Below are 12263 nucleotides of genomic sequence, written 5' to 3'. Positions count from 1 at the left end.
CGACGGGGGATCGCACGGGGGATGTACGGGGGATCGCACGGGGGCAGCAGCGGGGATGGGCACGCCGAAGGGGCGGCCCATCCCCCCGGTTGGGCCACCCCTCGGTACTGCTGCCGAACGCTGCCGCTGATCAGGCCTTGATCGGGATGATCGCGGTCGGCGCGTGCCAGTCCTCGGTCGCGATCTCCTCGAACTCCTTGACCGCACTGATGTCGGCGGTCGGGCTCATCGCGATGTTGGTGACGCGCTCCAGGATCGCCTCGACGACGACCGGCACCCGGTGCTGCGCGGCCAGCTTCTTGGCCTCCTCGAAGGCGGGCAGCAGCTGGTCGGGCTCGGTGACGCGGATGGCCTTGCAGCCCAGTCCCTCGGCGACCTTGACGTGGTCGACGCCGTAGACGCCCAGCTCGGGCGAGTTCTGGTTCTCGAACTCCAGGTTGACCTGGAAGTTGATGTCCAGACCGATCTGCGCCTGCCGGATCAGGCCCAGGTAGGCGTTGTTGACGAGGACATGGACGTACGGGATGCGGTGCTGCGCGCCGACCGCCAGCTCCTCGATCATGAACTGGAAGTCGTAGTCGCCGGAGAGCGCGACGACCGGGGTGTCCGGGTCTGCGGTGGCGACACCGAGCGCGGCCGGGATGGTCCAGCCGAGCGGGCCGGCCTGGCCGCAGTTGATCCAGTGGCGCGGCTTGTAGACGTGCAGCATCTGCGCGCCGGCGATCTGGGAGAGGCCGATGGTGGTGACGTAGCGGGTGTCGGGCCCGAACGCCCTGTTCATCTCCTCGTAGACGCGCTGCGGTTTCATCGGCACGTTGTCGAAGTGCGTACGGCGGTGCAGCGACCCCTTGCGCTCCAGGTGCGAGGCGACCCACGCGGAGCGGTCGGGCAGCCTGCCGGCCGCCTTCAGCTCGCGGGCGACCTCGACGAACAGCTCCAGGGCGGCCTTGGCGTCGGAGGTGATGCCGTAGTCCGGGGCGAAGATCTTGCCGATCTGGGTCGGCTCGATGTCGACGTGGACGAACTTGCGGCCCTCGCGGTACACGTCCAGCTTGTAGCCGGTGTGGCGGTTGGCCCAGCGGTTGCCGATGCCGAGGACGAAGTCCGACTCCAGGAACGTGGCGTTGCCGTAGCGGTGGCCGGTCTGCTGGCCGACCATGCCGGCGTTCAGCTCGTGGTCGTCCGGGATGGTGCCCCAGCCCATCAGGGTCGGCACGACAGGGGTGTCGGTGAGCTCCGCGAACTCGACCAGCAGGTCGGAGGCGTCGGCGTTGACGATGCCGCCGCCGGCGACGATCAGCGGCCGCTCGGACTCCAGGAGGAAGGTGAGGGCCTTCTCGATCTGGGCGCGGGTCGCGGCCGGCCTGTAGACCGGGAGCGGCTCGTACGTCTCCGGGTCGAAGTCGATCTCGGTCTGCTGGACGTCGATCGGCAGGTCGATGAGGACGGGACCGGGGCGCCCGGAGCGCATGAGGTGGAAGGCCTGCTGGAAGACACCGGGGACCTGGGCGGCCTCCAGGACGGTCACGGCCATCTTCGACACCGGCCCCGCGATCGCGGCGATGTCGACGGCCTGGAAGTCCTCCTTGTGCAGGAGGTGGCTCGGGGCCTGACCGGTGATGCACAGGATCGGGATGGAGTCACCGATCGCGGAGTAGAGGCCGGTGATCATGTCGGTGCCGGCCGGGCCGGACGTACCGATGGCGACGCCGATGTTGCCGGGGCCGGTGCGGGTGTAGCCCTCCGCCATGTGCGTGGCGCCCTCGACGTGCCGGGCCAGCGTGTGCCGGATCCCGCCGACGTTCTTGAGCTCCTTGTAGAAGGGGTTGATCGCGGCGCCCGGCACACCGAACGCGTTCGTGACGCCTTCGCGCTTGAGGATCTCCACTGCCGCCGCGGCGGCTGTCATACGAGGCATGAGTACTCCTGCTTCGGCCGTCGGACCTGTACTCCCGTCGCGCCCCGCCGCGAGTACTTCCGTAATGCGGAAAGTGTTTTCTACTATCTGGAAGCAATGTAAGTGGGTGGGCGGAGGTCGTCAAGAGACGGACAAGCAGGGGGTGGCTGGAGGACGATGGGGTCCATGTCCGAGAGCGTGGCGGTGCGCTGCCCGGTCTGCCGGCGAGAGCACCTCTATGTGGCGCCGTCGTATCCGTGCGCCTGCGGAGCCCCTGTGCTGCCGCCGCTTGACCCGCACGCGCGCGCGACGGCGGTCTCGCACCGGTCCTGGGAGGACGACTGGGTCACGGTGGTGTGCGCCGCCTGTGGCCGCAAGGGCGAATGGCCGCATCCGGAGCTGGGCTGCCCGTGCGGCACGGTCCTGCGCATCCCGGTCACGACGGGCGGCGCCGCCGAGCGGGTCGCCCCGGCCGCGCGGCGGGCCTTCCAGCCGGTGACGATCCGTACCGCCCGCGACGCGGTCACGGCCGCCGCCCTCTACCTCCGCTGGCTCGGCTACCGCGACATCCGCCGCGCCGACCAGCGCCCTCCCAACGGCATCGGCATCGCGGCCCGGGGCCTTCTTGCCCAGGTCGACCCGACGGTCCGCCCGGCCTCGCTCCGCGACGTGGAGTGCCTGTGGCTGACGGCCATGACGGAGTCCGCGTCCTGCGTCTACTTCTCCCTCGCGGGGTACGCCACGGAGGCACGGGCGGTGGCCGACTCGCTGGGGGTGCCGCTGTTCGTCCTGGACCTGACGGGGACCCCGCAGCCGGTGAACAGCCTGGCGGACGAACTGGACTCGACGGGCACCTGAAAAAGCGCCCGACCGTCACTCCCCCCGCGCGGCGCGCTCCCGCAGCTCGATCTTGCGCACCTTCCCGGAGACCGTCATCGGGAAGCTCTCCAGCACCTGGAGCCTGCTGGGCACCTTGTAGTGGGCGAGCCGTCCGTCGCAGAAGGCGCGCACCTCCTGAAGCGTCGGCGGGTCCGTCGCGTCCCGCGGGATGACACAGGCCAGCACCTCCTCGCCGTAGCGCTCGTGCGGGACCCCGACCACCTGGACGTCCGCGATCTTCGGGTGGGTGTAGAGGAACTCCTCGATCTCGCGGGGGTAGATGTTCTCGCCGCCCCGGATGATCATGTCCTTGATGCGGCCGACGATCTCGACGTATCCGTCCTCCCGCATCATCGCGAGGTCCCCGGTGTGCATCCAGCGGCCGGCGTCGATGGACTCGGCGGTCTTCGCGGGCTCGTCCCAGTAGCCGAGCATCACGCTGTAGCCGCGGGTGCACAACTCCCCCGCCACGCCCCGGGGCAGGGTCGTGCCCGTCGCCGGGTCGACGACCTTCACCTCGACGTGCGGCAGGACGCGGCCGACCGTGCCCGTGCGGTGCTCCAGGTCGTCGTCGCGCCGGGTCTGCAGCGAGACCGGGGAGGTCTCCGTCATGCCGTAGCAGATGGACACCTCGGCCATGTGCATCTCCGCGACCACCCGTTTCATCACCTCCACCGGGCAGGGCGAGCCCGCCATGATCCCGGTGCGCAGGGAGGAGAGGTCGTAGGCCGCGAAGCCGGGGAGGTTCAACTCCGCGATGAACATGGTCGGTACGCCGTACAGCGAGGTGCAGCGCTCCTGCTGGACCGCCTCCAGCGTGGCCTTCGGGTCGAAGGACGGCGCCGGGATCACCATGCAGGCGCCGTGGGACGTGGCCGCCAGATTGCCCATGACCATGCCGAAGCAGTGGTAGAAGGGCACGGGGATGCAGATCCGGTCCTGCTCGGTGTAGGCGATCATCTCGCCCACGAAATATCCGTTGTTGAGGATGTTGTGGTGGGAGAGGGTCGCCCCTTTGGGAAAGCCCGTCGTCCCCGACGTGTACTGGATGTTGACCGGGTCGTCGCAGGAAAGTTCCTCGTACGCCGTCGGTGTCCCCCGGGCGATCAGGGCGTCCCAGCTCGGGTCCCCGATGTATACGGTCTCCCGCAACTGCGGGCACCTGCCGCGGACTTCCTCGACCATCGCCCGGTAGTCGCTGCTCTTGTGGCGCGACGACGCGAACAGCAGGGAGATCCCGGCCTGCTGGAGCACGTACTCGACCTCATGGGTCCGGTACGCCGGGTTGATGTTCACCATGACCGCGCCGATGCGGGCGGTGGCGTACTGGACGAGCACCCACTCGGGGCAGTTGATCGCCCAGATGCCCACCCGGTCGCCCTTGGCGACCCCGCTCGCGAGCAGCGCGTACGCCAACTCGTCGACGTCGGCGGCGAACTGGGCATAGGTCCAGCGCCGCCCCGACGGCACGTCCACGAGTGCCTCGCGGTCCGGCCAGGCCGCCACCGTCCGGTCCAGGTCGGCGCCGATCGTGTCGCCGAGCAGTGGGGTCCCGCTCGTCCCATGGCTGTAGGACAGCTGCTCCGTCATCGGAAGTCCTCCTCGCGGTACTCGGCGCCCGAGCCCGCGGCCGTGGCCTCGCGCAGCTCGATGCGGCGGATCTTGCCGGAGACGGTCTTGGGCAGCGGGGCGAACTCCAGGCGCCGGACGCGCTTGTAGGGGGCGAGGACGTCACGGGAGTGCTCGAACAGGACCTTCGCGGTGTCCGGGCCGGGCTCCCAGCCCTCCGCCAGCACCACATACGCCTTGGGGACCGCGAGGCGCAGTTCGTCCGGCGCGGGCACGACGGCCGCCTCGGCCACCGCCTCGTGCTCCAGGAGGGCGCTCTCCAGCTCGAAGGGGGAGATCTTGTAGTCGCTCGCCTTGAAGACGTCGTCGCTGCGGCCGATGTAGGTGAGGTAGCCGTCCTCGTCGCGTGAGGCCACGTCGCCGGTGCGGTAGTAGCCGCCGGCCATCGCCTCCGCCGTACGGTCGGCGTCGCCGTGGTAGCCGGTCATCAGGCCGACGGGGCGGGCCGAGAGGTCGAGCGCGATCTCGCCCTCGGTGGCTCCGGGCTCGCCGCTCACCGGGTCGAGGAGTTCCACGCGGTAGCCGGGGCTCGGGCGTCCCATGGAGCCGGTCTTCAGCGGCTGGCCGGGGCTGTTGGAGACCTGGACGGCCGTCTCCGTCTGGCCGAAGCCGTCCCGGATGGTGACGCCCCACGCCCGCCGCACCTGCTCGATGACCTCGGGGTTGAGCGGCTCCCCGGCGGCCACGACCTCGCGCGGCGGGGTCCGCAGCTGGGTCAGGTCGGCCTGGATGAGCATGCGCCACACCGTCGGCGGGGCGCAGAAGGTCGTCACGCCCGCGCGGTCCATCTCCGCCATCAGACGGGCGGCGTCGAAGCGCGTGTAGTTGTGGATGAAGACCGTGGCCTGCGCGTTCCACGGGGCGAAGAGATTGGACCAGGCGTGCTTGGCCCAGCCGGGCGAGGAGATGTTGAGGTGCACGTCACCGGGCTTGAGGCCGATCCAGTACATGGTGGCCAGGTGCCCGATCGGGTACGAGGTGTGGGTCTGCTCGACCAGCTTGGGGCGGGCGGTGGTCCCCGAGGTGAAGTAGAGCATCAGCGGGTCGTCGGCGCGGGTCGGCCCGTCCGGGGTGAAGCCGGCGTCGGCCTCGTACAGGTCGTCGAGCGACAGCCAGCCCTCGACCGGGTCGCCCGCCGCGATCCGTGTGTAGCTCCCGGGCACCTCCGCGAACTTGGCGGTGTCCTCGGAACGCACGATCACATGCCTGACGCGGCCGCGCTCGACCCGGTCGCGCAGGTCCGCGGCGCCGAGCAGCGGAGTGGCCGGGATGACGACGGCACGCAGTTTCATCGCGGCCAGTGCCGTGATCCACAGTTCGGCCTGGTTGCCGAGCATCACCAGGATGCGGTCCTCGGCGGCCACCCCCCGGTCCCGCAGCCAGTTGGCGGCCTGGTCGGAGCGGACCGACAGCTCCCCGAAGGACAGCCTGGTCTCCCGGCCGTCCTCCTCGACGATGTGGAGCGCGGTCGCGGCGTTCCCGTCGGCGATGACGTCGAACCAGTCGAGCGCCCAGTTGAAGCGCTCGGGGCGGGGCCAGACGAAACCGTCGTAGGCCCTCGCGTAGTCCTCGCGATGCTGCAGCAGGAAGTCCCGCGCCCCGCGGAACATCTCGGTCGTCATCCGTCCTCCTCGTACCGGGCCATTGCCGGGCGGCTCTCTGCCATCGTGTAATCCGTGATGCAGGTCTCACTACCCCCGAACGGGGGTGTGGGCCGCAGCGAAAGGGCGGACAGGTGGCGACAGACGCGGCGGAGATCCGGAACGCGCTGGTACGGCTGCGGCGTACCACCGGGCTGCCCGTCGCCTTCGGCGGGCTGGTGGAGCCGGGGCGGCCGCGCCTGCGCATCAGCGAACTCAGCGGCACCGCCACACCCGCGCTGCTCTCGCTCGCGGTGACCTCCGGCAGCGGACTCGGCGGCCGGACCGTCGCCCTCGCCCGCCCGTGCGCGGTCACCGACTACCCCTCCTCCCGCCAGATCAGCCACGAGTACGACGCCCCGGTCGCCGCCGAGGGGCTGCGCTCGATCCTGGCGGTGCCGGTGGTCGTACGGCGTCGGGTGCGCGGTGTCCTCTACGGGGCCCTGCGCACCGCCCAGCCGCTGGGCGACCGCACCCTGAGCGCGGCCGTGGACGCGGCGCGGGACGTGGAGCAGGCGCTGGTGGTGCGGGACGAGACGCGGGAGCTGATCTCGGCGGCCGGTCATCCGGCGCCCGTCGACCCGGTGGGCCGGGAACAGGTGCGGGAGGCGCACGCGGCGCTGCGGGCGCTGGCGCCGCGGATCACCGACCCCGGGCTGCGGGCCGAACTGCTCGACGCCTGCGGACTGCTGACCTCGGGCGCACCGGCCGCGGATGCCCGGCTCGCACCCCGTGAGCTGGACGTTCTGGCGTGTGTCGCGGCCGGGGCGACGAACGCGGCGGCGGCCGAGCGGCTGGGGCTGCGGCCGGAGACGGTGAAGGGGTATCTGCGTTCGGCGATGCGGAAGCTGGGGGCGCACACGCGGGGCGAGGCGGTGGTGGAGGCGCGCCGGGCGGGAGTGCTGCCGTAACACGATGTTGACAAATCATTCATGTAACGCTGCTTTGAATTTCGACGTGCCTTCGCCCTGTCGCAAGGTTGTTATTTCCCTCACCACACCGTCACTCCGAATTTCAAAGAGACGTTGCCTAGAATTTGGCCCGGACACGACATGAGGGGAGCGGCGACCGTGCAACGGGACTTCCAGGAGCCTGCGAGATGCCGCCCCGACCTGGTCATCGGACGGGAGGAGGTGTTCGTCCAGGCCCGTGAGCAACTCGCGCGGGGCGGCAGCGTGCTGCTGCACGGCGCCGCCGGAATAGGAAAGTCCACGGTCCTGCGGGCATTGGCCACGGAAAACGCCGGGGCGGCCCGCACCGTGCTGCGCTGCTCGGCCACCGAGTCCGAATCGCATCTCCCCTTCCTCGCCCTCGCCGACCTGCTCGGCCTGGTCCTCGACGAGGTGTCCGGCAAGCTGCCACCGGCCCAGCGCACCGCACTGGAGTCGGCGCTCACCGGCCGCGGCGAGTCCACGCTCCAGCGCGACGGCCTCGCCCTGCGCCTGGCCGTGCTGTCGGCGCTGCGCGCGCTCGCCGCCGAGGGCCCGGTCCTGATCGTCGCCGACGACGTGCAGTGGCTGGACTCGGCCAGCGCCGAACTGCTCGGCTTCGCCGCCCGCCGGCTCGGCGAGACACCGGTGCGGATGCTGTGCGCGGTACGCACGGAGGGGCAGGAGTACGACCGCCACCTACGCGCGTCACCTCCCGACACCCTGGCCCTGCGCGTCAACCCGCTGACCCGTACCCAGGTCTCCGAGCTGCTCGACCACCGCGGCTACACGGGCCTGCCCCGCTCCACGGTCCGGGACATCCACCGCACCAGCGGCGGCAACCCGCTCTTCGCCCTGGAGCTGGGCCGCGCGCTCAGCGAGAACCCGACCCCGCCCCGCCCGGGCGAGCCGCTGCCGGTGCCCACCTCGCTGCGCACCCTCGTGCTGAACCGCCTCGGCCTGCTCTCGGACGAGGCCCGCCGCACCCTCCTCGTGGCAAGCGCCGGCGCCCGCCCCACCCCGGCCCTGCTGCACGCGGCCGGAAGGGAGAACGCCGAGGCGGAGACCGCCCAGGCCGCGGCGCTCGGACTGCTGGCGACCGAGCCCGAGGGTCCCGCCGTACGGTTCGCGCATCCGCTGATCTCGGCCGCGCTGTACGCCGAGGCGCCCGCGCACGAGCGGCGGGCCGCGCACGCGGCGCTGTCGAAGGCGGCCTCCGATCCGATCGAGCGGGCCCGGCATCTGGCGCTGGCGACCACCGGCACCGACCAGAAGACCGCGAACAGCCTCTCCGAGGCCGCCTCCCTCGCCCGGGACCGCGGCGCGCCCTCGGTCGCCGCCTCGCTCGGGCTGCTCGCCGCCCGGCACACCCCGGCCGACGGCACCCCGGCCCCCGACGAGCGCCGCCTCCAGGCCGCCGAGGACGCGATCACCGCGGGCGAGCTGGACCTCGCCCGGGACATCGCCCGGGACGTGCTGACCCGGGCGGCCGTGCCCGCGGACCGGGTGCGGGCCTGGATGATCGTGATCGACACCGCGGGGCACGCCATGTCCGAGGTCGACTCGGTGTTCCCGCAGGCGCTCGCCGACGCGGGCGACGACCCGCAGCTGCTCGCGCTGATCCACTACCAGCTGACCTGGCGGGCCGTGCTCGTGGACGGCGACTTCGACCAGGCCCGCGAGGAGGCCGCGCACTCGGCGGCGCTGGCCGAGCGGGCCGGTGACCGCTACAACGAGCTGATGGCGCTCTCCTTCCAGGCCCAGATCGAGACCCTGATGGGCCACCCGGACGCCCCCGCGACCATCAAACGCGCCCTGAAGGAGCCCCAGGACCCGAGGGTGTCGTGCCATCACAACGGCGCCGGGTACTCCCGGTTCCGCTGGCTGATCATGAGCGACCAGCTCGCCGAGGCCCGTTCGACGGTCACCACGCTGCTGCGCGAGGTGCAGCGCCGCGGGTCGGTCGAGAGCGAGGTGCACTTCCTGCGCGGGGTCGCCGAGACCGAACTGCGCTCCGGACACTGCGGGCGCGCCCTCGACCTGGCCCGGGAGAGCCTGATGATGGCCCGGGACACCGGCCTCGGCGAGGTCGCCTCCGCCGTCCTCACCTCCCTGTGCGAGGCCTCGGGCGGCGAGGTGGAACGGGCCTTGGAGCTGGCCCGGGAGGCGGTGTCGCACGCCGAGGAGAACGGCGACCAGATGTACCTCTCGCGCGCCCTGGCCGCCCTCGGGTACGCCCAGCTGGTCGCCGGGGACGCGGAGGGAACGGTTCGTTCGCTGCGCCGGGTGCGTGAGCTGGAGGACGGGCTCGGCATCACCGACCCGGCGCGCGGCCGCTGGCAGGGCGACCTCGCCGAGGCGCTGGTGCAGATCGGCGAGGTGCGCGAGGCACAGGACGTCATCGACGTGACCCGCGAGCAGGCGCTGCGGCTGGGCCGGGAGAGCGTGCTGGCCGTACTGGACCGCGCGGAGGCGCTGGTACGGGCGAGGCGCGGCGAACACGAGGCCGCCGTCGCCCAGTTGACCTCGGTGCAGGACCGGCTCGCCAAGCTCGGCCACGGCCTGGAGGAGGCCCGCACCGCCTTCGCACTGGCCCGGCTGCGCACCCTCCCCCAAGCTCTCGGCTTCGCTCGACCAGGGGGGACCCCCATGCCCGGTCCGACGTCGTACGACGAGGCGGCCCGCCTCTTCAGGCGCTGCCGGGCGCTGCCCTGGCTGCGTCAGGTGGACGCGGCCGCGGTGCCCCCGGCCGCCGAGCCGGAGCAACCGGCGCCCGCGCCCGCGGCGGACGTGCTGGAGGGGCTGGCCTCGATGGAGCGGCAGGTCGCCGCACTCGTCATGGAGGGCGCGACCAACCGGGAGATCGCCGCCCGGCTGTTCATCAGCGTCAAGACGGTCGAGGCGACCCTGACACGGGTCTACCGCAAGCTGGGGATCCGCTCGCGGGTGGACATCGTGCGCCTGGCGGCGGGGCGCCGTACGAGGTAGGGCGCCCCGCGGGTTCCGTCGGACGTGTTTCGGAACATCCGAAGGCTCAGCACCGACCCGCGTGCGTTTGGCGTCGCCCGACCGAGGGTTATCCCTGTCCAACTGCCCTAGGGGGTTCCCTCATTGGGAAGGGGAACTTCCGAGTTCTAGCTTATGAACGTGCCGCTCGCCCGGGCATACGGGGGTCGGTCCCGCGACCCCCGTGCACCACCCCCCACACCCGCGCGTCCCCCCACCGGCAACCCCCACTGAGGAGACTCATGTTCGGGCTCAACCGCGCCAAGAAGACCGCCGCGCTCGTCGTGGCGTCCGCTGCCGCCGCCGCGGCCGCACTCGTCAGCGCCCCCACCGCTGTCGCCGCTCCCCAGCCCATCGTCGGCGGTTCCACGACCACGACGACCTCGTACCCCTTCGTCATGCAGATCACGGACGCCTCGCAGAACCAGTTCTGCGGCGGCACCCTGGTCTCCGCCACGAAGGTCGTGACCGCCGCCCACTGTATGGTCGGCGAGTCCACCAGCAGCGTCAGAGTCGTCGGCGGACGCACGTACCGCAACGGTACGAACGGCACGGTCAGCCGGGTCAGCAAGATCTGGATCCACCCGAGCTACACCGACGCCAGCAACGGTGACGACGTGGCCGTCCTGACCCTGTCGACGTCGATGCCCTACACCACGGCGTCGTACGTCTCCTCGTCCGACACGAGCGTGTACGCGGCCGGCACCACGGCCCGTGTCCTCGGCTGGGGTACCACGTCGTCGGGCGGCAGCTCCTCCAACCAGCTGCGCACCGCGACGGTGCCGATCGTCTCGGACTCCAGCTGCGCGAGCAGCTACTCGGACTACCTCGCGTCCGACATGGTTTGCGCCGGATACTCCTCCGGCGGCGTAGACACCTGCCAGGGCGACAGCGGCGGTCCCCTGCTCATCGGGGGCGTCCTGGCAGGGATCACTTCTTGGGGCGAAGGCTGCGCGGCGGCCGGTTTCCCGGGTGTCTACACCCGGCTGACCACCTTCTCCAGCCTGGTGACCACCCAGGTCAACTCATAAGTCCCAGAAGTTCTCCTGAGCACCCCTCAGGTGAAGTACCAGGGGGCGTTGCGGGCCTCCACGAGCGGCCCGCAACGCCCCCTCTCCATGTCCCGGTCCCTTCAGGGCCGGTGGACGACGGTCCCGAAACGGATGTCGCAGGAGGACCCGGGGTGCATGCCGGCGAGCATCCGCGCGCCCTCCTCCACGAGCTCCTCCCGCTGCGCCCGGGTCAGCTCGCCGAAGGGCTCGATGACGAGGGCGTCCTCCTGAAGCCTCCAGACGCCGGCGAGGAAGCCGTCGACGAGGAAGGTGCTGTGGACCATGTTGCCGACCCAGCTGCGGCCCCAGTACTCCGGCGGGATCACGCGGGTGCGGTCGGCGTGGGAGAGCAGCAGGTTGTCGAACTCGGGGAGGAAGCGGGGCGGGGCCGGGGTGCCGGCGGCGGGACGCGGGGCGTCCGGGAGGTCGAAGAGTTCGACGCCGTGCTCGTCGCGGAAGGTGAGCAGCTGGGGGCGGAGGCGTTCGAAGGCCTCCTTCAGCCGGGTCAGGCCCGCCCAGGTCTGCATGTCCTTCACCGAGGCGGGTCCGAAGGCGGCGAGGTAGCGCAGCACGGCCTCGTCCGGCGTGGGGGCCGGTTCGGCGGGGCGGCCCAGCCAGTGCTCGGCGGTGGTGAGGGCGACCTGGCCGCTCCTGCCCCACAGTCCGCGCGGGGTGACCTGGACGAGCGGGAGCCTGCAGCGGGCGGCGATCGCGAGGGACTGCGGGTCGGCGTCCGGCCACTCGGCGAGGAGCGCTTCCCGCAGCTGCTTCATCGTGCGCGGCTCGGCCTCGACCAGCTCACGGGCGAGGACGGCGAGGCGGTCGAGGTCGACGCCCTGAAGTCCCTTGCGGAACAGGGTGAGTTCGCGGTCGCGGGCGGGCTGCACCAGGGGGCGCAGGGTGAGGGCGTCGTCGGCGGTGTGGGTGTGGATCGTCGAGCGCATGGTGACGATGCGGACGACCTCGCGGTCGGCCATCAGCGCGGACAGGTCCTCGGGGCGGAAGCCGTCGAGGCGGGCGGCGAGCGCGTAGTAGGGGGGTTTGACGTTCTGGGCCTGGAGGCCGAGGAGATGCTCGACGGCCGCCTCGGCGGGGAGTTCCGCGCGGCGCAGGAGCAACTGCCGGTCGAGGGTCGCGCGGTTGAGGGCGCGGGTGTCGAGCACGGGAGCCGTCGTCTTCGTCATGAACAGCACGCTACCGAGGCTTGCGGACACCTTCTGTCCGCAACTCT

Annotated in this window: 8 protein-coding genes; 4 read left to right on the top strand and 4 right to left on the bottom strand. The window is 71.5% G+C overall.

Annotation, left to right across the window (positions count from 1 at the left end; genetic code table 11):
* Positions 1–130: 130 nt before the first annotated feature.
* A complete protein-coding gene (gcl, locus tag PH203_RS07825) occupies positions 131–1918 on the bottom strand; it encodes a glyoxylate carboligase (RefSeq protein ID WP_289917859.1) in 1788 nt (595 codons plus the stop codon).
* A gap of 156 nt (positions 1919–2074) precedes the next feature.
* Here gcl and PH203_RS07820 point away from each other — a divergent pair, with 156 nt between their 5' ends.
* Entirely contained in the window at positions 2075–2755 is a 681-nt protein-coding gene (locus tag PH203_RS07820; RefSeq protein ID WP_289917857.1) for a hypothetical protein, read from the top strand.
* A 15-nt stretch (positions 2756–2770) separates the two neighbouring features.
* Here the strand turns inward: PH203_RS07820 and PH203_RS07815 are convergent, their stop codons facing one another.
* Both PH203_RS07815 and PH203_RS07810 read right to left on the bottom strand, forming a co-directional pair.
* Positions 2771–4366 (bottom strand): AMP-binding protein, encoded by a 1596-nt coding sequence (locus PH203_RS07815; protein ID WP_289917856.1) that lies wholly within the window; start codon positions 4364–4366, stop codon positions 2771–2773.
* Positions 4363–6027, bottom strand: a complete 1665-nt coding sequence (locus PH203_RS07810; protein ID WP_289917853.1) for an AMP-binding protein — start codon at positions 6025–6027, stop codon at positions 4363–4365. Before PH203_RS07810 ends, PH203_RS07815 begins: the two co-directional genes overlap by 4 nt.
* Positions 6028–6140: 113 nt before the next feature.
* On the opposite strand from PH203_RS07810, the gene PH203_RS07805 reads away from it, so the two are divergent.
* From PH203_RS07805 to PH203_RS07795, 3 genes are all read left to right on the top strand, one after another.
* Positions 6141–6956 carry a helix-turn-helix transcriptional regulator gene (locus PH203_RS07805; protein ID WP_289917850.1) on the top strand — a complete coding sequence of 272 codons (816 nt, stop codon included), beginning with the start codon at positions 6141–6143 and terminating at the stop codon, positions 6954–6956.
* A 141-nt stretch (positions 6957–7097) separates the two neighbouring features.
* Positions 7098–9962 carry an AAA family ATPase gene (locus tag PH203_RS07800; RefSeq protein ID WP_289917849.1) on the top strand — a complete coding sequence of 955 codons (2865 nt, stop codon included), beginning with the start codon at positions 7098–7100 and terminating at the stop codon, positions 9960–9962.
* 260 nt (positions 9963–10222) lie between these two features.
* Positions 10223–11011: a serine protease gene (locus tag PH203_RS07795; RefSeq protein ID WP_289917846.1), complete on the top strand. Its 789-nt coding sequence runs from the start codon at positions 10223–10225 to the stop codon at positions 11009–11011.
* Positions 11012–11112: 101 nt separating this feature from the next.
* Here PH203_RS07795 and PH203_RS07790 read toward each other — a convergent pair whose 3' ends face one another.
* Complete coding sequence (locus PH203_RS07790) at positions 11113–12216, bottom strand: winged helix DNA-binding domain-containing protein (RefSeq protein ID WP_289917844.1); 1104 nt, start codon at positions 12214–12216, stop codon at positions 11113–11115.
* Between the last annotated feature and the right edge of the window lie 47 nt (positions 12217–12263).

The sequence above is a fragment of the Streptomyces sp. S.PB5 genome (assembly GCF_030403745.1).
Lineage (GTDB): Bacteria > Actinomycetota > Actinomycetes > Streptomycetales > Streptomycetaceae > Streptomyces.
Note: the sequence above shows the minus strand (reverse complement) of the source record. Positions and strands in the feature narration are given on the sequence as shown.

What these genes read in the sequence shown, in the direction of transcription:
- PH203_RS07810 (WP_289917853.1), bottom strand. Translation starts at nt 6,027, where the DNA reads ATGACGACCGAGATGTTCCGCGGGGCGCGGGACTTCCTGCTGCAGCAT.
- PH203_RS07820 (WP_289917857.1), top strand. Translation starts at nt 2,075, where the DNA reads ATGGGGTCCATGTCCGAGAGCGTGGCGGTGCGCTGCCCGGTCTGCCGG.
- PH203_RS07800 (WP_289917849.1), top strand. Translation starts at nt 7,098, where the DNA reads ATGAGGGGAGCGGCGACCGTGCAACGGGACTTCCAGGAGCCTGCGAGA.
- PH203_RS07790 (WP_289917844.1), bottom strand. Translation starts at nt 12,216, where the DNA reads ATGACGAAGACGACGGCTCCCGTGCTCGACACCCGCGCCCTCAACCGC.
- PH203_RS07795 (WP_289917846.1), top strand. Translation starts at nt 10,223, where the DNA reads ATGTTCGGGCTCAACCGCGCCAAGAAGACCGCCGCGCTCGTCGTGGCG.
- PH203_RS07815 (WP_289917856.1), bottom strand. Translation starts at nt 4,366, where the DNA reads ATGACGGAGCAGCTGTCCTACAGCCATGGGACGAGCGGGACCCCACTG.
- gcl (WP_289917859.1), bottom strand. Translation starts at nt 1,918, where the DNA reads ATGCCTCGTATGACAGCCGCCGCGGCGGCAGTGGAGATCCTCAAGCGC.